The organism is Paenibacillus sp. FSL M7-0656 (assembly GCF_038003225.1).
GTDB classification, from domain to species: Bacteria; Bacillota; Bacilli; order Paenibacillales; family Paenibacillaceae; genus Paenibacillus; species Paenibacillus amylolyticus.
The window spans coordinates 5,944,594-5,967,673 of record NZ_JBBOOT010000001.1 but is presented as its reverse complement, the minus strand read 5'-3'; the positions used below and the strand labels follow the sequence as shown (position 1 = coordinate 5,967,673).

At 42.5% G+C, this 23,080-nt stretch carries 21 protein-coding genes and 1 pseudogene; 3 read left to right on the top strand and 19 right to left on the bottom strand.

Annotation, left to right across the window (positions count from 1 at the left end; all coding sequences use genetic code 11):
* Positions 1-18: 18 nt before the first annotated feature.
* Positions 19-624: a DedA family protein gene (locus MHI01_RS26325; RefSeq protein ID WP_340984465.1), complete on the top strand. Its 606-nt coding sequence runs from the start codon at positions 19-21 to the stop codon at positions 622-624.
* Positions 625-926: 302 nt separating this feature from the next.
* On the opposite strand, the gene MHI01_RS26320 is transcribed toward MHI01_RS26325, so the two are convergent.
* The 18 genes and pseudogenes from MHI01_RS26320 to MHI01_RS26240 form a co-directional block, all read right to left on the bottom strand.
* Positions 927-1,946, bottom strand: coding sequence for a hypothetical protein (locus MHI01_RS26320; protein WP_340984464.1), 1,020 nt, complete (start codon positions 1,944-1,946; stop codon positions 927-929).
* A 273-nt stretch (positions 1,947-2,219) separates the two neighbouring features.
* Entirely contained in the window at positions 2,220-3,419 is a 1,200-nt protein-coding gene (locus tag MHI01_RS26315; RefSeq protein WP_340984912.1) for an MFS transporter, read from the bottom strand.
* A gap of 307 nt (positions 3,420-3,726) precedes the next feature.
* The gene (locus MHI01_RS26310) at positions 3,727-4,764 is read right to left on the bottom strand and encodes an ROK family protein (RefSeq protein WP_036674363.1); all 1,038 of its coding nucleotides are present in this window, start codon (positions 4,762-4,764) and stop codon (positions 3,727-3,729) included.
* A 199-nt stretch (positions 4,765-4,963) separates the two neighbouring features.
* Positions 4,964-5,086, bottom strand: a complete 123-nt coding sequence (locus MHI01_RS31040) for a hypothetical protein (protein ID WP_445744912.1) — start codon at positions 5,084-5,086, stop codon at positions 4,964-4,966.
* A 129-nt stretch (positions 5,087-5,215) separates the two neighbouring features.
* The gene (locus MHI01_RS26300) at positions 5,216-5,740 is read right to left on the bottom strand and encodes a hypothetical protein (protein WP_340984463.1); all 525 of its coding nucleotides are present in this window, start codon (positions 5,738-5,740) and stop codon (positions 5,216-5,218) included.
* Between the two features lie 32 nt (positions 5,741-5,772).
* Positions 5,773-6,327 carry a PGAP1-like alpha/beta domain-containing protein gene (locus tag MHI01_RS26295; protein ID WP_445744933.1) on the bottom strand — a complete coding sequence of 185 codons (555 nt, stop codon included), beginning with the start codon at positions 6,325-6,327 and terminating at the stop codon, positions 5,773-5,775.
* Positions 6,328-6,339: 12 nt separating this feature from the next.
* Positions 6,340-6,477: pseudogene (locus MHI01_RS31035) on the bottom strand (RHS repeat-associated core domain-containing protein); the annotation flags it as partial.
* Positions 6,478-6,631: 154 nt separating this feature from the next.
* Positions 6,632-7,261 (bottom strand): hypothetical protein, encoded by a 630-nt coding sequence (locus tag MHI01_RS26290; RefSeq protein WP_282320521.1) that lies wholly within the window; start codon positions 7,259-7,261, stop codon positions 6,632-6,634.
* Positions 7,262-7,541: 280 nt separating this feature from the next.
* The gene (locus MHI01_RS26285; RefSeq protein ID WP_340984462.1) at positions 7,542-8,135 is read right to left on the bottom strand and encodes a YdeI/OmpD-associated family protein; all 594 of its coding nucleotides are present in this window, start codon (positions 8,133-8,135) and stop codon (positions 7,542-7,544) included.
* A 497-nt stretch (positions 8,136-8,632) separates the two neighbouring features.
* Positions 8,633-9,373, bottom strand: coding sequence for a hypothetical protein (locus MHI01_RS26280; protein ID WP_340031025.1), 741 nt, complete (start codon positions 9,371-9,373; stop codon positions 8,633-8,635).
* Between the two features lie 758 nt (positions 9,374-10,131).
* Positions 10,132-10,608 (bottom strand): EVE domain-containing protein, encoded by a 477-nt coding sequence (locus MHI01_RS26275; protein ID WP_340984461.1) that lies wholly within the window; start codon positions 10,606-10,608, stop codon positions 10,132-10,134.
* A 26-nt stretch (positions 10,609-10,634) separates the two neighbouring features.
* Positions 10,635-11,171: a DinB family protein gene (locus MHI01_RS26270; protein ID WP_340984460.1), complete on the bottom strand. Its 537-nt coding sequence runs from the start codon at positions 11,169-11,171 to the stop codon at positions 10,635-10,637.
* Positions 11,172-11,238: 67 nt separating this feature from the next.
* Entirely contained in the window at positions 11,239-12,186 is a 948-nt protein-coding gene (locus MHI01_RS26265) for a helix-turn-helix transcriptional regulator (protein ID WP_340984459.1), read from the bottom strand.
* Between the two features lie 301 nt (positions 12,187-12,487).
* The gene (locus MHI01_RS26260; RefSeq protein ID WP_340984458.1) at positions 12,488-12,949 is read right to left on the bottom strand and encodes a helix-turn-helix transcriptional regulator; all 462 of its coding nucleotides are present in this window, start codon (positions 12,947-12,949) and stop codon (positions 12,488-12,490) included.
* A gap of 1,023 nt (positions 12,950-13,972) precedes the next feature.
* Positions 13,973-16,111, bottom strand: coding sequence for an RCC1 domain-containing protein (locus MHI01_RS26255; protein WP_340984456.1), 2,139 nt, complete (start codon positions 16,109-16,111; stop codon positions 13,973-13,975).
* A 159-nt stretch (positions 16,112-16,270) separates the two neighbouring features.
* A complete protein-coding gene (locus MHI01_RS26250) occupies positions 16,271-17,098 on the bottom strand; it encodes a sugar phosphate isomerase/epimerase family protein (RefSeq protein WP_340984455.1) in 828 nt (275 codons plus the stop codon).
* A 146-nt stretch (positions 17,099-17,244) separates the two neighbouring features.
* Positions 17,245-18,567, bottom strand: a complete 1,323-nt coding sequence (locus MHI01_RS26245; RefSeq protein WP_340984454.1) for an LLM class flavin-dependent oxidoreductase — start codon at positions 18,565-18,567, stop codon at positions 17,245-17,247.
* On the bottom strand, positions 18,549-19,745 hold the full coding sequence (locus MHI01_RS26240; RefSeq protein ID WP_340984453.1) for an MFS transporter: 1,197 nt from the start codon (positions 19,743-19,745) through the stop codon (positions 18,549-18,551). The genes MHI01_RS26245 and MHI01_RS26240 overlap by 19 nt, the downstream gene beginning before the upstream one ends.
* 320 nt (positions 19,746-20,065) lie before the next feature.
* Between MHI01_RS26240 and MHI01_RS26235 the strand changes: the two genes are divergently transcribed.
* Positions 20,066-20,905, top strand: coding sequence for an ArsR/SmtB family transcription factor (locus tag MHI01_RS26235; RefSeq protein WP_340984452.1), 840 nt, complete (start codon positions 20,066-20,068; stop codon positions 20,903-20,905).
* A 56-nt stretch (positions 20,906-20,961) separates the two neighbouring features.
* Positions 20,962-22,212: an MFS transporter gene (locus tag MHI01_RS26230; protein WP_340984451.1), complete on the top strand. Its 1,251-nt coding sequence runs from the start codon at positions 20,962-20,964 to the stop codon at positions 22,210-22,212.
* A 241-nt stretch (positions 22,213-22,453) separates the two neighbouring features.
* Here the strand turns inward: MHI01_RS26230 and MHI01_RS26225 are convergent, their stop codons facing one another.
* Entirely contained in the window at positions 22,454-22,897 is a 444-nt protein-coding gene (locus tag MHI01_RS26225; RefSeq protein WP_339283939.1) for a GNAT family N-acetyltransferase, read from the bottom strand.
* Between the last annotated feature and the right edge of the window lie 183 nt (positions 22,898-23,080).

Sequence of the window (23,080 nt, the reverse complement as noted above, 5' to 3'; positions counted from 1 at the left end):
GATTCATGGAGGGAAAGCATGACAGAATGGATCACGCAATTTATACTCTTTTTTAAAGATTTGTCATACGCAGGTCTGGTCATTGCCTTGTCGTTTGAATTCGTACCTGCTGAACTTGTGCTGCCCATGGCGGGATATTGGGTGTATCTTGGGGATATGAAGCTTTGGTTGGCTATACTCGCTGGTACCGTAGGCGGAACGTTTGGACCTCTGACGTTGTATGCCTTGGGACGATACGGCGGCAGACCGATGGTCGAAAAATTCGGCAAGTATTTCTTGATTCGCCCCCACCATCTGGACGCTTCCGATAAATTCTTCGAGAAATATGGCAGCGGGGTAGCTTTCTATGGACGTTTTGTCCCCGGCATTCGGACCGTGATCTCCATCCCATGTGGAATGGCGAAAATGAATGTGTTTAAGTTCAGTATCTTTACATTTTTGGCTATGCTTCCGATCACCTCATTGTACATCTACTTAGGCTTCAAATTAGGCTCTCAATGGGAGCATGTGGACGAGATTGTTATGCCTTATATCGTTCCGGCAGCGGTGGTTTTCTTAGGTGCTTTTGGATTGTACGTGCTTTTGAAACGTTGGAAAAGAAGAACGACTCAAAGCGAGTCATAGGCTTGTTTAAAGATCGGAAGTCAGAGGTGCTTGTTACTCATTGACTGACTGATGAGAATACATGTCAAAGCCCCGCCGATCGTGAGAATCAGCGGGGCTTTTGTTCTGGGAAAAAAGAAAAATCCACTATATGCGGATTCCTTTTTAGCCATTATGGACTTAAAGTCTTGATTTTAGTAACCTAACTTTATGGATGTCATGAAAGTAGCCCTCATGTATTCTTCTTTCATTCGAAAGCAAAACACCTTGAACTGAGCCAATGGGTTTATTTTTCTTCAATTGAAATAATACATCTTAGTGAACTATGTAACAGCTAATAATAGATCGGTTACCAGTTCTTTTTCAAGTAACTGTATTTCCTTTAGTTTTACTAATATAGCTGAGAAAGTTTTCATATTATTTGTAATGGCATATTTCAATGATAAATTTTTCAACAACAAACATTCTTTGCACAGAAATAGAGATTTTTTTGATAAGTCTTCAAAATCTTCAGCATTCAAATATCCTTTTGATTTTAAATAATCTATCCTTCTATTCATGATCTTCTTGTGTTCCCAGATTATCCTGTATAATCTCATATCTTTACTTAATTCTATGTCATCAGAAAATTTAAGTAGTAGTTCATCATATACAGCTAGTCCGAAAACAGAGTTTCTAGTACCTTTATGCGTAAGGAAAGAGTTTTTGGATTTTAGGAAATCTTCTAAATACAATATAAAAATATCCAAATCAAACTCTAAATTAAAATGATAAACATACCTAGTAGTGTTACTTGTTAATTCAGAAGTGAAATTTCTTATGAATTTAATAGTGGATTCCGAATTTTCTGTGAATGATAAAACAAATTCTGCAAATGGTATGGCGTATTGACCAAATATCATTTGTTTATTGTAACCAAGATAATACAGCTTCTTTTCGTTTTTATTATAACCATATATTAAATTATCATGATGGAAATGTCTTCGCTTATAACTTGATTTGTTAGACCAGTAATATTCATCAATACCAACTTCTACATAATAATTCAAGTCAATATTTTCTAAAACTATATCCAAAATATTTTTATTGAGCGTATTAATTGTATTTTTATTTACGTTTGAATACTCTAAAAAAGGGATATTAGGGTATTTTCCATTGTGGGAGAAGAAATCTATTTTAAAGTCATCTATCGGATCTTTTCTATTATTATAAGTGTAGAGTTGAGTATAGTTCGTGAAAAACCAGCCTAAGAAAGCCTTATCTTTCTCTAATATCGCCAGTGGGTATGCATGATTTAAAAAAGTTTGAATTGAGGGGGGATGAATCTCCAATTTTTTCTCCACGTGTTCACTCTCCTTTATAATTAACATACCCTTATCATGTATCCTTAAATGATTATTTGTCAATTTCCTATAATAAAAATATGAATTTATAATGAAATATGTATTAGAACCTCTCTCATGACACTTAAAGTACGATTAAACATTGAAACGACTTATTAAGATCCTTAGATCAAGCCCTAATCGCATAAACGCTTAGGGCTAAATCTATTTATTTCTTGAACCAAAAAGTAAGGTTTGAGTATGCAGTTCATTTCCCAAATTAACACGTGATTTCTAAATCAGTTCCTGCCTTCTTTTCAAATACACATACAACACTACGCCAGATGCCGCACAGATCACAGCACATAAACCAATGAACCCATACCCCGCCTGAAGTCCGCGCAGCAGTCCCAACTGAGTCGTTGAACCGTACAAATTCTTCACACCTTCAATCACCCAGCCAATCACATAGTTACCAATGACACTACCAACCCCCATCAAGGTAACCGTAAATGTAATCGCGGTGTCACTGCCATTCGGATATCTGCGTGCGATAAACGCCATCACTGTTGGATAGATCATCGCTATGCCCGCGCCAGATATCGCAAAGAAAATCGCAAGACGCTCTCCCCCTGCAAGCGCCACGAACGTACATACTCCCGAGAAAGCCGAGAACATAATCAGTGACAATACAAATCCGATCCGGTCCGTCAATGGTCCAAGCAGCAAGCGTCCCAGCGAGAACGTGAGGAAGAATGCAGATAATAACCCGGAAGCTTTGACCGTGTCCCACGTGTAGGCTTTTTCCAGGAAATTAACCAGCCAACCCCCAACCGCCAGTTCCGACACCACGCCAAAAGAAAGAATGAGCACCATCAGCCAAAGGGCAGGATCACGTGTTAACGTCTTCAGTGAAGTCCGATCTTCATGGGGAAGATCGTCCCCCGGGAATTTGCTGCGCAGCGCCGCAATGATCGGTAGCAGACAGAGTGACAACATCACCAGATACATACCGCGCCAGTCCAGTTCGTGTCCAAACACTTTCAAGGACATGACACCCGTCGCCAGCAAAGGAGCCACCGTTGAACTCAGTCCATAGAAGAAGTGGGACAGGTTCATCATCGTACCTGTGTTTTTCACAAAGATCCGCGCACCCAGAATCGCCAAAGCAATCTCCAGCATACCGTTACCAATGTACATGAAGAAGTACGATGAAGCAAAGAGTGGATAGGTATGCGACACATAAATGAACACACCCGAGAGGATCATCGATGCAAATGATATGATGCTAACCGCCTTGATGCCCCATTTGCGAACCAGAATAGCCGTAAAGGAGCAGGCGATCAGGTACCCCAGTGCGTTCAGGGACAATAAAGTCCCGAGCTGTTTCTCATCCAGATTGAAGTCGAATTGAATGCGCGGGATGGCTGGTCCCTTAATATTTTCCGATATGCCAAATACGATAAATCCCAAAAAGATCGTTGCCAGTTGCATGGCGTACAGCTTGTTGAACTTTCGTTTGTTCCCTTGCTTACCTGCTTGCTGATTCAAAATAAGTTCCTCCAGTGTGTTCAGGAAAATGATTGCACGTTATAACTACGATTGCAGTACCATCTTCCGACCGCTGTTATCCCTGTATTTTTTTGAATCTTTTCTAAAGGTGAAAATACAGTGATAAAGGCGTTCTTCAGATTGGTTCTGCCCTCTACGTTACCGTGTCAATAATTTGTACATTCGAGGCAGGAAACATGGTTAAGCTTTATTCCTAAAAATAGAATACTCGTAAAAGCTCCTTTTTCCTTTACCACTGCTTCTCAACCACCTGAATGCGGTAGGTCAGGCTCTCCAGCGTCACCGCGACCAGCCCAGTTACATATTCGCGCCGAGTGTCTCTTTGGATGATTAACTCCGGCATGTGCTCCAATGGAATCATTCGATCCAAACAACCTTGCGTCAGGTCATCCCGCATCGCCGGGTCCATCGTATCCCCTGTAACCACAATCGTAGCCGGGTTAATGATCGCGATAATGGACACAAGCGTCTGTACGACGAGTTCCTGCAAACCCTCTGTCGTTTTCAACATGCGCAATTGCTCTTCCCGTGACACGCCAAACGGTAGAAAAGATACCTCGCCCCCAAATTGTGTGTTCCCGGTCAGCGGACGACCATCAATGATAAAGCCTGCACCCGGAAAATGGTTCTCTGGGAAAGTCACCACCGCAAAGTTCTTCTCTTCCTCAAATTGCTGCTGGTTATACAGTCCATAGACCGTCAGGTTCATGTCGTTGCCAATGACCACTTCCACGTCTTCATACTGCTCCTTAAGCCTTGGCCCGAGTGGCTGATACATCAGCTCCGGTACGTCGCAAATCCCAATCACGCCGTTGTGTGCCACACCGGGTATGCCGATACCAATCGCCTGCACATTGTGGTGTTGTTCAATCAGGTTTGCAATTAGATCCTCTACCACCGTTACATTAATCTCTTCCAAAATGAGCGTCTGTTCGTCCGCCATCTCTCCGTTCAGATTGGCATATGTATGTGTGATCGAGTGAATTCCGCCCTCTGTTCGAATAATCAGGCACAGTACGCTGGCGTAGTCCGCATTGAATTGATATCGACTCGCCGGTCTTCCCCCACTCGATTCGTCTGGACCCAGATCGATAATTTCACCCGTTTGGAGTAATTCGTTCAGGATCGTGCCGCATGTCGCTACGCTGAGTTTCGTCAGGTTAGCAATGGAAGCTTTCGTGCCGACGCCCATGGACCGGAGCGTATTCTTCACCAGTTCAACGTTAATACGTTTGACCTGCTGAGTGTTGTGTGATGTGGGTAACATGGTAAGTTATATGCCTCCTTTCGTTCATTTCGAACCATTCAATGAATGTTTTTAAAAGTATTTTAATAATTGAATTTTAGGGGGATTTGGGAGGAAAGTCAATGCTAAATTGAGAGCGAAAAACGTATGAATGGACAGGCAAAAAGACAGTTCAAGATCATCTTGTGTGATCCTGCACTGTCCTTTAGTTAGGGTGGTTTTATGTAGACTGGCTCATTTGATTTGCCAAGATGCTCTTCTCCAGTCGGACTTCAAATAACTTTCGGTTCAGATCCTGTTCCATGGAATGAAGGTGATATGCTGCTTGTTTTACTGTGTCCATGTGTAGCACTCCTGCTCGCTTCGCGATAATGTCCATTGCGTCTAGGATGAGTTTGTTGCATGTTACTAGCTAATCGATATAATCGTCTATGTTTCGTTAATCAAAAAAGACATTCTTCTAAATGTGAAATTATTTCCCATTACAAGACTCTTTCGGAGGAAGAAGGGATGTCACGAGTCCTACAATCTTACGAGTCTGAATCCCAGTCGATATATATATTTCCTCCCCCGAATGGACATCTTTAAGATAAAGTCTAGCATGACTGTTTTTTTGAAATAAGTTGATTAAGTCTACTCGATATTCATACTTTCCGTCCGACGTAATCTTCAATGAGTCACTACTGATCTTTTCGTTTGCCCAACCGTGAGTACTCACACTTTGAATCAATACGAAAGAGAGTAAAGTGGATAATACCATCCACACACAAATTCCAATATAATCTCCCCTGCTCGTTGGAATCCATCCTTTAAAAAGAAATATAATAAATACAATCGTAATTAATAGTACAGGAATACCAGCTCCCCACAAATAGGTTGTTCCCATAATATCCATTCCTCTTTGGAAATACGCTGTAGAACCGAGGAGAAACCATACGAATGATGACAGATTAAAAATCATTAGTAATATCAATAGAAATTTTAACCAGATCGCCAAAATAACCCTCCTCTCTCATGTAAACATCTTTTTCATTTTAATTTTAATATTGGCTCGATGCACTTCTTCCATATGTCTACATTACTATGCATCGTAGAATGTGCTTCAATTTTCGAGCCAGTCTCTCCGTCTTTCGCACGCACATTATCTGCACCCTTAAACTTCCTCGTAGATGTAGAACCAAACCCTAATCGCCACCATTTTCCTCCCATATCCATTTGGACGGAATCTCTGTTGTTATACATTTGAATGTGTTGCCCAACCTTTGTATCAAGCTTATATTCCCTAACTGGATTCGCTACAGTTATTAATATCTCGACCTTCTTTCCCTTTTTCTCAAGAAGATTAGCTAACAAGATAGCTACATTCCCCCCGTGACTATGCCCTACCAATCTAATAGGTTCGTCAGGATTTTTACTGTGCCATTCATACACTTTATTTATGGATTCTTCCGCCGCATTTGAACGAGCACCAGTACTGTTCTTTCCTGTCCAATTTAACTTTTCACTTGATTCATTAAATAGACCTTCCACATATTTCACAAAATCCGGAGTCCATGTATCCCCGGTTGAGAAAGTACCGTGAATCAGCCAAACTTTATGCCCACTAGGGTCTACATAAATCAGCGGATTATTTTGCACATACGTATCCAAATTCAAACTCAACGGATTCGTAATCTTCCCTTCATACGTATCCTCGTTAATGAACCGCCCTACGGCCGTTTTGTACCAGCGCGTACAACAAATTGAAGCATCGGTGGCACTGGTATTCTAAGGTTATAGGTTATTAAGATTGCCACCTAACTCATTCGGCACTAGGTGGGAAATACATGCCCCCCCGATGAAAGAAAAACCACAACACGAAATCTATTCGCATTGTGGTTGATGAAATTTATTTAACTCCACTTGATGTTCCTGCTAAAATGTCTATTTTGAATTTTTCTTCGGGCAAGCGACCAAGGTCTTTTGTCGTGTACAGAATATATTGAGAGTCAATGTCCGTTGGTTCAAGTAATACCCAATGGTTAACCTTACCAACCGCAAGAGTTTTAATTTTGCGTGTCTGGATATTAATAGGGATAAACTTTTCCTCTCCGGTGCTTACATTCCTTAGATAAAGACGCGCTTTACTGTTCCTTTGAAACAAATTAATTAAGTCAATGTGATATTCATACTTACCATCAGCCGTAATCTTTGGTGAATCGCTTTCTAACTTCTCTTTTGCCCACCCACTGGAGTTAACACCATGAATCAGGATGGCAGAGAGTATTAATGACAGTATCAGCCCCAGACAAATTCCAATGTAGTGTACTCCACTTGTTGGAACAGTTCCTTTAATGAGAAATACAGTAAATAATATAGCCAACAAAAGAACGGGAATACCAACGATTAATAAATAAAATGTACCAACAATATCCATTTCTCGTTGAAAATAGGCTGTTGAACCAAGTAGTAACCATACAAATGATGAAACATTAAATATTATTATTACTATGATTAAAAGCCTTAACCATATTGCCATACACGCCCTCCTCTTTGATTATTGACAGCTCAGTTCTACTTTTTCAACTTCGGTTTAATATATTTATCCCATATAGATTTGTTGCTATGCATACTCGAATGAGAATCAATAGGTCCACCGTTCGGACTAAAGACGCCTGGCTTTTCAGCATCTTTGGCCCTCACATTTTCGGCACCTCAGTGTCTTTCAAATTTTTGATTCATGTTAGAAATTAAGTTATATCTGAAAGGCTTTCAACTCGTTTTCACTCTTAATTTCCCTCAAATATATTGTTATAAGATTAATCATTCAATCCTTTGCCCTCCAGGATCGGCTGCATGTACTTCTCGATTCGTGACACTTTTGTTTTGGATTGCTTCGGTTGTGAGAAATAATAGAGATATGCCCGCTGCCGTCCGGGTGTCAGTGCTTCAAATGCATCTCGGAAAGCAGGATTTTCATCGAATTGCTGTTGAAGTTCCTCAGGAACGCTATATTCGGTAGTCTTTTTCATTTCCACCTGCAATCCTGCCTGTTCCACTTCAATCGCTTGCTGGATATAGGCTTTGATCATAGCCTCCTGCTCCACAATCTGCTCCAGACTGGTGAAGCGAAGCTGGCGTTCTGCCTGTACATTCTCCGTTTGCTGGACCAAAATACCGTGTGTATCCTTCAGTAGAGCACCTTTGAAGAATAGAATGGCTAAGTACTCTTTGAACCCATGAATTAAAACGATGTTTTTCCCATCCAGCATGTAACAAGGATGCATCCACTTCATATCCTCTGTCAGTTCAAAATCCCGAATAACTTCTCTCAGCTTTGTGGACTCTTCCTTCCACGTTTTGAGTTTTTTTAGATAGCCATCAACTTTGCGATTCCCACTTGTATCCGTCATGGAGAAATACCTCTCTTTATCTCATGTTCTTATAGGATCAATTGTACTGGTTTTCAGTGGATTGTACAGCGTTGCTTACAGAGCTTTTATTGACTTTTCCACTTGAATTCAAACCTTAATAGCAACAAGGACCATCCTGTTAGATGGCCTATAATTAAAGAAAGTGATTTAAGAAGACGTATTAATTGGTTTGAATTATTTGGGATTACTTATTTATGGAGAGCAACGGACCTGATTCTAAAACCCTTTTCCCCAACTAAACAACTATTCTTTTCAATGTTTATAATGACTCAGCAAAAAGGAACTATGTGCAAACTAACTGATGATCAACTTCAATTCTTTAAAAAGACGGACCCACAACTGTTTGATAAACTCGTAGAACAATCTGAAATCCCATCAAGTTAATTCCGGCTACGGATAAGAAATAAGACAGCCAGCTCCCAAGTACGGGGGCTGGCTGTCTTATTTAATTCTACTTGTTGATGGAACAGAAAGTCTTAAGAACCTCCAAGCACCTTATCTTCAATTACAGGCGCCGGTATTTCTTTAATCTCTACGGATTCTTCCGGAGCAAAACTCTGGATCTTCATCGGCATGGAATCCAGGTACTTGTACTCTTCGGTCTTGGTAGAGCTAGTTACAATTTCACCGTTTTTGTCTTTCTGATAAATCACACGTTTTGTCGGTAAACCCGTATTTACATCAATGGTTACAACTTCCTTGTGGAGGTTATCCTCCGAAACAGCTTTTTGCTCGTTACTCTGTGTAGCAGAACGGGATTGTGTGCCCGCTGCTTCCAGTACTGTCCAATCCTGACTCCGTAATTCTTCTTTTGCATTCTCCAAGAGCGAGATCTGTAGCAACTTCTCATTTTCAGCAGCTATGTTGTCCGGCATGGTCCAGGTATTCCCCACCAATTTCCCTGTCTCGAAATCTCGACCATACGAAGTGATTTTCTTACCACCATCTTCAACAATCAATTTATTATGAAGCTGGTTATCACGGTATTCCTCAGTGATTTCTGTCAAATTCACACGGTCCCGGTAGCGAACGATGTATGACCCGTCTTCAAACGATTCTTTAATGTAATCGACCTTACCCTGAGTCGCCTTCAGTGCTGCGCTTTCAACATCGCTTTGAGCACTAACTACAGATGGTTCATTCAAGTACATGTAGCCACTCACAGATGCAGCTACCAGTGGTATGGTGAGGATTGAAACCAATGTTTTTTTCTTCACAGGTAGACCCTCCTCTTATTTAGTGGGTATATATTCCTAACGCTTTATTCTGCTTTTTAGGTCCAGCCATTTACATATCCACTATCAAAATATCCTGTTGAGTTAGATCATGCTTGGTGATCCTGCAACCTACACGCATTTGGATACATGTAGAAGCCTTCAATTCAGCATCAAAAGAATGCATATAATAGTCAGACTGTAGCCCTTTCATTACACCAGACAAATTATTACAAGAGCTAGAATACATTGGAGTCGCTCTACTTGTTTTAAGCAACCGATGTGTAATAATAATTAAAGATCTTCCTGTCGGGATATAGAATAATACGATCGCAAATACGAATAAGACAAAATACTTACTGTTTACACTACTCAATTTTACCACAAATATAATTCCCCTCCATATTTTATTAAAACTATCTACCATATCCAACCAAAAAAATTATTACTCTTTGTAATGAAATATTAAATAATATGTTCTTACGTAGATAATTCCCATAAGAAGCCCGATATGGTTTTAGTTTCATCTTTAGAGTTATGGTTCTTCAATTGAAAATCGAAAAAAAGCCGTATGATTAGCGGCTCATCGTGCATTCTTAAATTATCCTACGCTCACTATTGGTCTATTGACCGACTATTTATAACATGTATACAACGGTTACTCATGGAAGTCTCACACATCCGTAATGATCATCAGAGCTTTTTATGATTATCCATAAATCAAAAAGGTCCATAGACAATCTATGGGCCTTTTGGTTTGGTTAACATCCCTGGCTTAAGCTAATATCCAGTAGTGACTGTGTCTCATCTTCCAACATGGAGGAAGCTATCATCATGAAGTCTTCAGCCCCAATCTCAAAGTGACCTTTACGAAATGGAAACCCCCAATTGCGATTCCCGCGTGTAAAAGTGAGTTGGTCTAACAACGTTGCGATCTTTACTTCTCGACACGGAAGATAACGGAGATCTCGGCGAAAGGGTACAAATGATTCCGACATCTGATATTGGTATATCCTGTCGTCGATAATTTGACCAATAGCGGTAAAAGCCTGAAGTGGCTTGCCTGTTGATATGTCTGTGCGTGGAGAATAGTATATCAGCCAATCACCCGCGGACATCTGTCGCAACAGCGCTGACTTGCCATGGCACAACTGCGCAAACCCTCCCTCTACGGCTACATTCACATGAGAAGCAGATACAACACCAATCCAATATCTGCTGTCCTGATTTGGTTTCATGGATACATCTCATTCCCTTCTCTCGTTTACATTTCCAGATTCGATTTCAATCGATCCAATTGCAAAAAATGATGTCTGTAGTGCATCTCTATCAACAAAAACCACTCCTGAGCATTTAGAGCGCCAAGCCTTGGATGACGTATTTTGTTGTTTACGGACGCTTGGTGTAAAACAGATGCCGTGCTTCTCATCCGATCCACTACCTCGTGAAGCCCATCGATCAAGGATCCCATACTCTCGGGTGGTTGCGGGGTGTACTGCGGGGAAGCAGGGACTTTAACAGGCACGGGAGGGAATTGTCCTAATTCAAACACTTGCCTACCCAGTTCTGTTTTTTCCTCACCCGAGTTTAATGTTGAATCCCCACTGCTCAAACACTGCTCAATATTATGCAGTTGCAAGAAAAGCGCTGATTGAATCAAATGTACATACATCTGTCCAATGGACCATACCTCTTCACTTTGTTTTTTAAGTAAGCTAGACATATTCAAATTTTTCAGTTCTGCCAAATATCGTTCTACTGCCGTTTCAAATGATTTCAATACTTCCGTTGTACTTCTCATCCTTCAACCCACTCCTCTTGATCTGTGATATACCAAAGTATAAAAAAACACTACTGACAGGTGTATGTCAGTAGTGTTTTAAGATGTTTTTGGCCACCTCCTGCATTCGGAAGCGCAAAGACTCCGGCTCCAAGACCTCGATATCTCCACCCCAGCCAAGTAAATAATGCAAGATTTCTTCCAGGTAGCGGACACGAAAATGAAAAATGACACCCTCCTCTCGCTCCTCAAATGCATCCATATAAAAATGCAGGGCCTCCATAACTTTGTCAGCAATTTCAGGTTTAGCCCTGATTAATACTTGTTCGTTACGGTCGGCAGGAGGTCGATAACTGTTTAAATCAAAATCCGGCGGCAAAAGGAAATGATCCTCCAGCACGGAAAGTTCAGTCATCCGTGATAAACGAAAATGACGAATGTCTTGTCGCATATCACAACGTGCAATTAACATCCAATTCTCCTGAACAAGTGAGAGGCCATAGGGTGAAACCTCTCGCATGTTATACCGATTTCCATCCGTTCCTGGCATTTTTTTCAGATACATAAAGCTGATTTTACGTTGATCCAGAATGGCACTACGTATCTGGTTGAGGTATGTTTTCACCCGCGCTCGGGTTAAAGGTTCAACCGTATGAAGCAGTCGCATCGTTTCCCGAACACGTGTGGATTCATTACGAACGGATTCTGGTAAGATTGCTTCAATTTTTCGTTGAGCCGACTTAGCCTCCATCGCGTATTCTGTATCCATTCTCTGTTCGATAAAATCAGCTCCCATGAGCAGGGATACGGCTTCTTCTGCGGTGAAGCTTACCGGGGGCAGAAAATATCCTTCCATGAGAGAATACCCATGACCCGGAGCACCCATGATCGGAACGCCAGCTTCGCTTAATGCCTGAATATCTCGATATATCGTACGTACACTTGTCTCAAATTGAGCTGCTAAATCTTCTGCTCGTAACATCTTTCTTCGCTGCAATTCAAGCGTAATCGCAAGCTGCCGCTCCGTTTTGTTCATTCTCTAAGCCCCCATCGTTTCATCATCCAAACCGTTAAACTACCCTAACATGGTGGTGAAACGCTCCAGTTCCTTATCATCCCATCTGGATATACGGTCATAAAAAGTTGACTCCTTCTCCTTGAGCGTACCAACCGTCGATTGTTCTGGTTTACAAAGGATTATATAGAACCACTTACCCCAATTTACTTGTCTTACTTAATTTAAACCTTAAATAAAAGCAAGGCCACCCCTATCCCGGATAGCTCTTGCTTTTACTCAATTGATTGCAACTACACTTACATTTTCAACATCAATCCATTTAATCAACTTCCTGTCGTGGAATGATATAAAAATAAAAAACTAAACCAATTATCATAGATGGAATTAACGCAGTAAATATGTTTTGCCCGAACGTAATAAATACTAATTTAACCACTTCACTTAAATTCTCACTCCACAAATCTTGATAGCGCTCTTGCTCTCTCCACCCTTTAATCAATATTGTCACGGCAAATATAATGCAGTAACTAAATAATCCATATTTCAAACTTTTTTTGAATTTATTTTCCTCTTGCTTCTCCTCAATTAACATAACCTCCAAAGAAACATCAAGTAGATCAGCAATTTTCATCATGTTTTTTTTGCTTGGATATCCATTTCCTAATTCCCATTTTGAGATGGATTTATCGCTAACATCTAATAACTCTGCAAGTTCCTGTTGTGTGATTTCTTTTTGTTCACGATACTGTTTTAACTTTTCACTCAATATATTCTTCGTCATTTGCTCACCACCATTGTTTTGTTGTTTACTTCTAAGTTAATTAAAACCAAATATAGGGTCCATATAAAGGAATTTTAGAAAAATAGAATTCTATTTTTCTAAAATTCCTCAACTCTTTGGGTGCCTTTTAAGGATTAATCCATACTATTACACAATACATACACGTTTTGCTTTCCTAAAATAACATTGCCGCTGGGTTCCCATACAAAAACAGGAAACCAACGGCAATGTTAAAGTTACAACAACAAAATTACTCCACTCTATTATACCTAGTTATTGATACTGAGTTTTCATGCTTATCAAAAAGATTGAGACAAGTAATAAGATCAGAAATCCCTTCGCATAATGGCCTTCATCATTTGTCAGCCATTTCGAGTTTTGCTCGTGGATTAATGGTACATTATCATGGAAAAGGAAAGGATATTACGCTATGGTTAAACGTACAATATCTTACTGCTGATGATAACATCCTCTGACGAGATTACGTCATTAAAAGACAGTAACTACGAGGGAATGATCCCTAGGTAGTGGAGGTCACAAAATGAGAAAAAAGCGATGGATTGTGAGCATAGTCATTTTGATTATCATACTTTTCATAAGTGAATGGGTGATGTTGTCCTCAGAAAAGGTTGGAGTTCTCAACATAACGCAGAGAGTCATTTCAGGTGCACCTCATGTTGTCGTTCAAGGGCAGACACTGTCTTACCAAGGTAAGGTTAAGTGGGAGGATATACAGAATAGTATCGAAGTATATTCCGTAAGCGATGAAGGAACGATCTTGTATAAAGCACTAGGCACCCCTGTCCCACCACCTTGGATATATGTGAGAAAAGAAAACCAACAGGGTTTCCGATATAAGTTCCCACACCTCCCTTGGAAACTATAAATCACCTATCACTTACCTTAGCCGTTAACTTTGCGATTCCCACTTGTATCTGTTATTGAGAAATACCTACGAAACATCCAAGATAATGTTGTCCTGGGTCCGTAGGTACTTGTAGAATCTTAGAAATTAATGCTTCATCAATCAGGAGACATAGTTAACGTGAACACACTCTCCCAAGGCGTTTTTATAATGTCGTTATACCTCGTGTCCACTTTCAAGCCACTCGACCAAGAGCCCCATGCACTCCCATTGCTAAATACAGGGTCCGAAGTTAAAGGAACATCTATATACATCGCATAGCTACCTACAATTTTCTTGTCTTTAGGAGCAGAAATGAGTTGTACAACACGATCCTTACGAAGCTTCAAATCATTCGGTGCATTGGCATGCACAATCTCATATTGAATATAGGTACGCATATACAATACCCCATTACGATATGTCACCATACTTGGTTCAGGACGAACATCTCCCTGAATAATCACTTTCTTGTTCTTAATCCATTTCACATACCCTTCCATCTGAAGCTCTCTGGCTGTCTTATCACCCATCTTGCTGGTAGAACCACCAGCATGGCTTTCCAATGCTGGTGCCCAATTCATATTGATGGTGCGGTAATCTGTATTCAGCAATAGCTCATAGTACTTTGAAATATGATTGGCATAACGCCCAAAGTCATCACTGGTTAACTCAATGGGAAGTCCCACGGCTTTTGACCGGTAGAGCTGCGCTGCATTCAAAGACAAACCTTTGAGAGAATTCGCCTTAGGAAATTCTTTCTCATAATACTGATTAGGGATACCCGCGAGAACATAAGGATATTTTGACGCTTTAGCAGGCAAAGCTTTTGTTCTAATTAGTTTACCGTAGTCATCCAGATTATCCTTTTGAGTAAAATCTGCAGTATATATCCCATATGATCTGTCGAATGAGTAGTAATTGAATGTTAGATTGAATGCTTCAGAAAGTACCCTTAGGGGGACATAGACTTCCCCATTTCGGAACTGCGCTGAGGTATTTGACGAAAGGACATTCCCTTTGCCATCGACCATACTGCTTTTGGTCACAGATAACGAATGGGTAGAATCGTTCATGTTTAATTTACCGTTGGAGATAGAAGCAGCCCATTTTGCTTGTTTGGCAAAAGCGAGCGACGGGATCATAACTTCCTGTTTTATCGTTAGATAAGGTTTGTTCGACGTAAAGTAGAGATTTTTACCATTTAAATTCAAACGAACGCTTTGATCCCATACATTGAGAGTTGGCCACTGAAATGGAACCTTAACAGGGATAGGTGAGTTCTTCTTTTTGTTGGGCAGCTCCATTCCAAGGCCACCTCTATAATTAAATCCCCAAGCCCATACACTTAGATCCTCTTTTTGAACAACCATGTGTCCACCGTCTGCTTCACTTACCAGACGTACATTCTTGAGGATAATCTTGGGGACCGTGGCTTGATTGGCTGTCCCATCTCCTAATGTACCTGTTCGATTGTCCCCCCAACCATACATATTTCCAGATTCATCCAAAGCAAAACTCGCATCAGATGAATTCGAGATGTCCATAATTTTGGGTAGCTGCTGTATTTGTACAGCAGAGTCCCCGCTCTTGGTCCATACAGTGCCATCTTCTTTAAGGAACACAGATCCATACTGATCTACCTTTTTGACATCCGTTATTGTTATGTATTGTCTTGCTACAGAAGTTCCAGGCATAACATGCCACACCGTACCGTCTTGTCGAATGAAATACGACCCGAAGATATCTTTAACCTGATCTAGTCCAGGGATAAGTGTGGGTAACGCTGGTTCAGAATACGAATTTTTCCAGGCCAGAACCTGCCCATCTTTTCGTAATGCATAGATATAATTTTGAGTAGCCTCCACTTGCACAATCTTCTCATCTTCACTGAAGTGAGTTTTATCTCCTGAATACACCTTAGTATACTCTGTTAGTTCCCCGACTCCCCTTCCTTTCCATACCGTTCCGTCCTGGGTCACCACAATAGCCACTCCGTACACTACAGAAACGTCTACAATATGACTAATTCCTTGTAACACGTATTGTGCATAGTTCGTCTTGCTACCTTCGTCACTACCAAAACCACCCCATGATATCAAAATTCCTTCTTCTGTTAGCACTTGAGTACCCGACGATGAGCTGATTTTTTGGAGTTTTGGAATTTTATTAGTAGAGGTTGCTGCATGGGTGTACGATGGTGCTGCAGTGAGAATAATTAGAACTAAGACTAACCAAACCTTTAAAAACTTTTTCATTATACCCTCCTTATATGTACTAAATTACTAATAATGCAAGTCTAGCAGTCCTAGGTAATTTTTACTATCCATAAATTTCTGTCACCCCTACAAAAGTAACAAAAAGTCATTCAGCACACATATGAATGGCTTGTGCACTGATAACAGAAGTTGTTAACACTAAAGTGTGGCAAACACCTGATCGAACCCAGCCTTCGACTTGGCAAATAGTTCATTCGTACCAAGATTCGATGCCGGGGCCAGTACTTCCTGAGCCACCACACCATTGTAGCCAATCGCCTGCAGATTTCTCAGAAATCCACCCAGATCAATGACCCCTTCGCCGGGATACAAACGCTCATAATCCAGTAATTCCTCGATCGGCAAATCATAGGCATCGTTGATATGCACATGAACAATCTGCTCTTTCTTCAACTTCAAAAGATCTTCCATCGGCAAACCATTCGTATGCCAGTGATAGGAATCTACGAGCAGGCCAACATTTGGCGCATGGATCGTTTCGATCCAGTCCAGGGTATCCTCCACACGCCAGATAAACGGGTTCTTCCATTGCGTCCGCAAGTGATGGCAACCAACAAACTCCAGCCCTAACTTAATCCCGTAAGTATCCAAGATATCTGCGCAGAGTCTCAAGCGTTTCGTAGCCGCTGCCATAAATTGCGCTGCCGGTTGATCCGTTGAGGGTAAAATATACGTGCAACAGCTGTAACAGTCCAGCGAAGCAGAAGCTTCTGCCATAGCGACCAAAGATTGCAACCCCTCACGAAATTGCTCATCTGTCGTCCGCCACTCTACCGTCAGACCCGATGAACCGATGATCACCTTATTGCTTTCCAGCAGATGTTGTGCCTGTTCTTTGCCATACGTTTCAATCAATGAGAGCGGATTCAAATCTACAGATCCGAATCCGTGCTTAGCCGCATCTATGATATATTGTTCATCAGACTCGATATTGCCCAGTCCCGCATTCGTTAACCCTTTAATCATCCCAATCTCCTCCTGTGACTCGTCTGGAATTGCAACTTGTGTATCATTTTCTTTGTCATTTTATAATAGCAGTACTCTCCGAAAAAGAAACCATCAAAAAAGAGCCGCAACAACGTTATATTAACGTCATTACTGCTCTAGCTTCTCTATCTCACACGCTCTAATGTATATCGATTACGCGGGATCTTAAGACCCAGATTCTCCCGAAGCGTCTCATGTTCATACTCCGTACGGAACAGCCCTCGTTCTTGCAGAACCGGAACAACTAACTCCACAAAATCTTCCAAGCCATTGGGCACCACGGTACGAACATTGAATCCGTCTGCCGCTTCACCTTCAAACCATTCCTGAATCTGATCTGCGATCTGATCCGGTGTACCAATAAACGATGTACGCGGGGTAGATGCCAGCAATGCCACTTGGCGCAAGGTCAGCCCCTGTTCCCGTGCCTGTTGCTTGATCTTGTCTGTTGTACTGCGGAAACTGTTGCTACCGATCTCCCCAATCTCGGGAAAAGGTTCGTCCAGCGGGAACTGGGAGAAGTCGTAATGATCGAAGTAACGTCCCAGATAATTCAGCGCCTGATCAATACTCACCAGTTCGGCAATTTCCTGATATTTCTGCTCAGCCTCTTCCGCTGTTCTACCCACAATGGGACCGATGCCAGGGAAGATCAGGATATCCGCTCCCTGACGTCCATATGCCACCGCTCTTGCCTTCACATCCCGGTAGAACTCCCTTGCTTCCTCCAACGTCTCATGTCCTGTGTACACGGCATCCGCCGATCGGGCGGCCAGATCTTTACCAGATTCAGATGAGCCCGCTTGGAAAATGACCGGATGACCCTGCTTCGAACGCCCCACATTAAGCGGACCCTGTACCGAGAAGTACGCTCCCTTGTGATTTAGCGTATGTAGCTTGGCAGGATCGAAGAATACGCCCTGTTCTTTGTCTCCGACAAAGGCATCGTCCTCCCAGGAATCCCAAAGTCCTTTGACCACATTTAGATGTTCTTCCGCAATTTCGTAGCGTAGCGCATGGTTCGGATGTTCGCCTTTGCCAAAGTTCAGTGCCGAACCTTCCAGAGGTGAAGTAACCACATTCCATCCGGCTCTCCCACCGCTTAATTGATCCAACGAGGCAAATTGCCGCGCAACCGTGAAGGGTTCACTATAGGAAGTAGATAATGTAGCAACCAGCCCGATGTGGGAAGTTACCCCGGCGAGTGCGGACAGAAGCGTCAAAGGTTCGAAGCGATTGAGAAAATGAGGATTGGACTTCTCGTTGATGAAGAGACCATCTGCAATAAAGAGCAGATCAAACTTCCCTTTTTCCGCGATACGCACCTGCTTCTTGTAGAACTCCAGACTAACGCTCGCGTTAATGGGAATATCCGGGTGACGCCAAAAGGAAATGCTGTTACCCACTCCGTTCAGATTAGCTCCCAACTTCAATTGTCGTTGCGACATATATATTCCTCCCTATGTTGTGGTGATGACACTGCCCAAGCCGCTCCAAGTAATACAATTCCTGTGAAGAGAAAAATAAACGGAATGCCGATCCATCCACCGAGAAAACCACCGATTAACGGTCCAAGTACAATACCGAACTGACTCGCCGTCTGGCTCAAACTGACAGCCCTCCCACGAAAATCGTGATCAGCATACTTGATGATCAGCGCATTAAGCGCGGGATAGACTGCGGCAAAGAACAAACCATAAACAAATCGCAGGCTGCCAAAATAAATCAGATTATTTGCTGTCATTTGCAGCAGACTGCCAATTCCGCCGCCAATCAGACCAATAAACAGGGTTTTCTCGTATCCGATCCTTCCACCAATCTTCCCCCATCGCGGCCCCATAATGACCGTTGCCACACCAATCGCCGAGAAGACAATCCCTGCACTAAGTGTTGCACTGCCAACATCTCCACCAATCTGGACCACATAGAGCGTCAGCACCGGTTCGATGATGAGCACGGAGGTCGAGACTAGGAGAATCAAACTGTAGATTCGAATCAAACCCGGCGTGGAAGCCGCTCTTTTCAAATCCCCTATGATCCTTGTTGGTACTATCGTACGAGCTTGTCGTGACTCCTTAACACCGAGGACCATCAGTGCCGCGAGTAATGTAATGACAGCGGATGCAATGAAACATCCCCGCAGTCCGATCCAGTGACTCAACACACCACCGGCAAGAGGACCAAGAATCCCGCCCGCAGCGCTGGCCGTGGAGATCACGCCAAGTGCATAACCCACCTGTTTATCCGGAGTATTGGTGCCAATCAGTGTAATCGAGGCGGGATAAAAACCAGCCATGAGTCCCTGAAAGACCCTCACCGCGATAAACGTATACGGATCATACACAAAGAAGTTAGCCAGATGTGCAATGCCTAGCCCTACTCCGGAACGGACTAGCATCAGTTTGCTGCCATATTGATCAGCCAGTGATCCCCAGAAGGGTGCGCATAATCCGCTGATCAGAAAGCTGATGGAGATCGAAATACCGGACCAAGCCTCCAGACCGCTCTGTATACCAAGATCATTTTGCAGAAATATAGGAAAGAACGGAACGGACAGCGAGTACGCCATATGATTGAAAAACAGGCCGAACCACAGAATATACAGATTTCGCTTCCATTGTGGCATCTTGGCATTCTCCATACTATATAATTCCTATATAAAAAGTAGGTTATTATCCATATTAGGGTAACGTCATCAGAAAGTATAATAGAAAAGTTCAATAGACCCATTCAAGAATTAAATGAATGGGTTTTGTGGAATGAGGATATTTGGTACGAACATGGAAAATTTATGTTGAAACAACAAATAGGTTCGTATAATATAAAACTAATTACTTGTTCTATAAATATAGAACTAATCCAGAAAGGAACTATACTCTTATGAACTACACAGTAGAAGTTGATTTTGCGCCAATTTATGAATGTGTAAGCACCCTGAGCGCTTTTATGAGTAAACAAAATCATACTAACCTGGATGCCGGGAAACGGTGGGTTCGTGATGTACAGGATCGATTCTCTCCAGCCAAACTTCAACAAATGCGAGATACGATGAAAGCCACAGACAATTTCAGCCTTGCGCCATATATATGGAGCTGTTCAGGGGAACGTTCGGTGAATGGCTTTTTGAATTGGCTTGAAGAGTTGTCCTCAGGACAATTGTATGACATCGCCGCTCGCTTCAAGTTATCTGTCCCCTCCAATCTGTCCGAATTGCGCAGTCGGACATCCGAAGTGCTCCGAGAATGGGATACTCAGTATTTTGGGCACATCAATCCGGCAATTATTGAGGGACTCTCTTTGGAAGCTGAATCGAGACGTTCCAGTCTGAACGGGACGAATGACCAAGAGGTCTATGAACAAGCTACACAGGGCATGAGGATATATCCCAACCATACGCTAAAAAAAATAATCCTCATCCCTCAATATCATGCACGTCCATTTGTCACCTCAGTGATCTTTGACGAGATGATCTTCACTAATTATTCTTGCGATATTCTTCCAACAGAACCGGGACGACCAGACCCTGGGTTACTGCGTCTAACCCGGGCACTGTCCGATGAAAACAGACTGTTCATCTTAAGACTACTGGCTGGTAAACAGCTGACCTTCACTGAAATTGTCCGTGAGGTTGGACTGTCCAAGAGCACGGTGCATTACCATCTAATAGCCTTGCGAGCAGCCGGGCTAATTATCGTGCATTATGATTACAAAAACACCGAATATAGCCTGCGCTTGGAAGCTCTAAACAACCTTCCACGGCAGATTGGAGCTTATATTGAAGGTTGAGTTCAAGCATTTCCTTCTCCACAAATTGCACTATTCTATCATATGGAGGAACCTTAATGCTGAAGCGAAGTTACTACGGTTTATTGGCTACTGTTACTCTTAGTTCTCTAGGTGATGTGTTTGGTCTTTTGGCCATGGAATGGCTTGTTTATGAATTAACTGCCTCTAAGCTAGCCATGGGTGCTATGGCACTAAGCTTCAGCATTCCTGAAGTAGTCTTCCGGCTACTTGGATCACCGTTGTCCGACAGACTGCATCGTGGACGGTTCATGGCCGGATTGGCTGCAGTACGACTGTTGGCTCTTTTGTTGCCACTGAGTATGGGTATTGCGGGCCAATTACAACTTTGGCACCTGTTTCTCGCCGCAGCACTCAGCGGAGCCTGCTCCGCCCTCTTCATGCCAACGGCCATGGCTGTTGTACCAGGTGTAGCTGGCGAACACAAACTTCTGCGGGCATTCGCAGTGATCGATGGTTGTCGAAATGCCGCTGCCTTGCTGGGACCTGCCTTTGCCGGAGCTCTAACGGCTGCATCCGGAGCGTTACCAACACTTGGCATCAACGCTATTTGCTACATTGCAGCCATCACCGCACTGCTCTATCTGCCCACAATGCAGAAACCAGCAGCTCAAGCATCTTTTTCTCTCAAAGCTTATATCCGAGATATTGGAGAGGGTTTCTCTTTTTATCGGCGATTCCCAGCCATGCTCTCGATTATGGTAATGGTTTCGATCAGCAATATGTCCTCTGTAGCCATCTGGACCATGATGATTCCTTTTGTCCGCGAAGTGCTGCACCGGGATGCCGCCGCCATGGGCACTCTGACCACCGCTTCTGCATTTGGCACACTAGCAGGACTAGCTATTATCTCGTGGATGGGTGAAATCAAGAGACGACGCACGGTCATGCTGTGCAGTTTAGCTGTGATTGGGCTTTTCAACGCTTTGTTGGGACTATTTCCGAGTTACCCATTTGCACTTATTGCCTTATGTGCTGCAGGAGCAGCCGGACCTTTCTTCGGTTCTCTAAGCTCTTCGTTACACGGTACGCTTGTGCCCAGTTCTCTACAAGGCCGGGTTAATTCGATCCGTTTTCTGATTGGTGGAGGGTTACAACCCGTAGGCGCTTTTGCAGGTGCAGTGGTTGCAGAAGTCTTTGGCCTTCCCTTCCTCTTTCTGTCTTTAGGTCTTCTTCCTTTCATCTGTTCGATAGCTGCTTCATTTCTCCCGAATCTGAAAGATTTGAATGGTGACCTCGATACTCTACTACATAAGCCATCCAATAAAGTTCATATTACAAGTAGTTAATAACACTAAAGGCGCCGTCCCTTTTTATTGGAACGACGCTTTTGACGTGTGACAACGATAGCAGTTTACTTCAAACATGCCGTGATACAACATCTATCCCCACTTTCCAAACATGCGGGATCGGTATCCCGACATAGGTAATTGTGAGATAAAAGCCAACTCTTCGCTTCTTAATATTTTTTTCTATACTCTCCATTAACGTGTAAATATGAAGTGAACTTGATTACGTATGGTAATCATACTATTCCGGCACTTGGACCGACATAAATACATCGACCTCATCTTCACTGTCCAATATAAATCCAAATCGTTCATACAATCGACGAGCAGGGCTTCCCTGCAAAACATTTAAAATAACACATTTCCCCTGAACTTCATCCTGTTCCAGCAGCATGTTCAGTACCTGAGTTCCTATTCTCAGGCCTTGATAATCGGGATGTATGTAGAAATGTTCCAATAGATATGCCTCAGCCTTGGGCTTTAACGCTACACAACCTACCATTGAACCCTCCACTTCAATAATCTGTGTCTGGGCAGGATTGAATGTATTCCGGAAACGTTCACGCACCTTCACATCATCGTACCTTCCCAGTCTGGTTAGATCATCGTATAATACCAAGGCTCGCAAATCAGCGAGTTGCTCTTGGTCTGCCTGTACAGCTTGACGCATTGTTATTGGGTTCATTTGTTGAATTCCTTTCCAGTGGAGACACGTTAATTTTTGAATGTCATATCGCACTATAGAACACTAAAAATCATACCTTTGGCAGCTCACTTGAGCAACATCGGATTTTAGAACGCACTATATTTTTCAAACATACTGAACTCCTCAAAAAAATAAAAAAGCCCACAAAGGACGGTGCAGTCT

Bases quoted from the DNA above. Each gene is read 5' to 3' on its own strand.
- MHI01_RS26325 (WP_340984465.1), top strand. From the start codon at position 19: ATGACAGAATGGATCACGCAATTTATACTCTTTTTTAAAGATTTGTCA.
- MHI01_RS26315 (WP_340984912.1), bottom strand. From the start codon at position 3,419: ATGCAACTGGCAACGATCTTTTTGGGATTTATCGTATTTGGCATATCG.
- MHI01_RS26310 (WP_036674363.1), bottom strand. From the start codon at position 4,764: ATGTTACCCACATCACACAACACTCAGCAGGTCAAACGTATTAACGTT.
- MHI01_RS31040 (WP_445744912.1), bottom strand. From the start codon at position 5,086: ATGGACACAGTAAAACAAGCAGCATATCACCTTCATTCCATGGAACAG.
- MHI01_RS26290 (WP_282320521.1), bottom strand. From the start codon at position 7,261: ATGGCAATATGGTTAAGGCTTTTAATCATAGTAATAATAATATTTAAT.
- MHI01_RS26285 (WP_340984462.1), bottom strand. From the start codon at position 8,135: ATGACGGATACAAGTGGGAATCGCAAAGTTGATGGCTATCTAAAAAAA.
- MHI01_RS26275 (WP_340984461.1), bottom strand. From the start codon at position 10,608: ATGAAACCAAATCAGGACAGCAGATATTGGATTGGTGTTGTATCTGCT.
- MHI01_RS26270 (WP_340984460.1), bottom strand. From the start codon at position 11,171: ATGAGAAGTACAACGGAAGTATTGAAATCATTTGAAACGGCAGTAGAA.
- MHI01_RS26265 (WP_340984459.1), bottom strand. From the start codon at position 12,186: ATGAACAAAACGGAGCGGCAGCTTGCGATTACGCTTGAATTGCAGCGA.
- MHI01_RS26260 (WP_340984458.1), bottom strand. From the start codon at position 12,949: ATGACGAAGAATATATTGAGTGAAAAGTTAAAACAGTATCGTGAACAA.
- MHI01_RS26255 (WP_340984456.1), bottom strand. From the start codon at position 16,111: ATGAAAAAGTTTTTAAAGGTTTGGTTAGTCTTAGTTCTAATTATTCTC.
- MHI01_RS26250 (WP_340984455.1), bottom strand. From the start codon at position 17,098: ATGATTAAAGGGTTAACGAATGCGGGACTGGGCAATATCGAGTCTGAT.
- MHI01_RS26245 (WP_340984454.1), bottom strand. From the start codon at position 18,567: ATGTCGCAACGACAATTGAAGTTGGGAGCTAATCTGAACGGAGTGGGT.
- MHI01_RS26240 (WP_340984453.1), bottom strand. From the start codon at position 19,745: ATGCCACAATGGAAGCGAAATCTGTATATTCTGTGGTTCGGCCTGTTT.
- MHI01_RS26235 (WP_340984452.1), top strand. From the start codon at position 20,066: ATGAGTAAACAAAATCATACTAACCTGGATGCCGGGAAACGGTGGGTT.
- MHI01_RS26230 (WP_340984451.1), top strand. From the start codon at position 20,962: ATGCTGAAGCGAAGTTACTACGGTTTATTGGCTACTGTTACTCTTAGT.
- MHI01_RS26225 (WP_339283939.1), bottom strand. From the start codon at position 22,897: ATGAACCCAATAACAATGCGTCAAGCTGTACAGGCAGACCAAGAGCAA.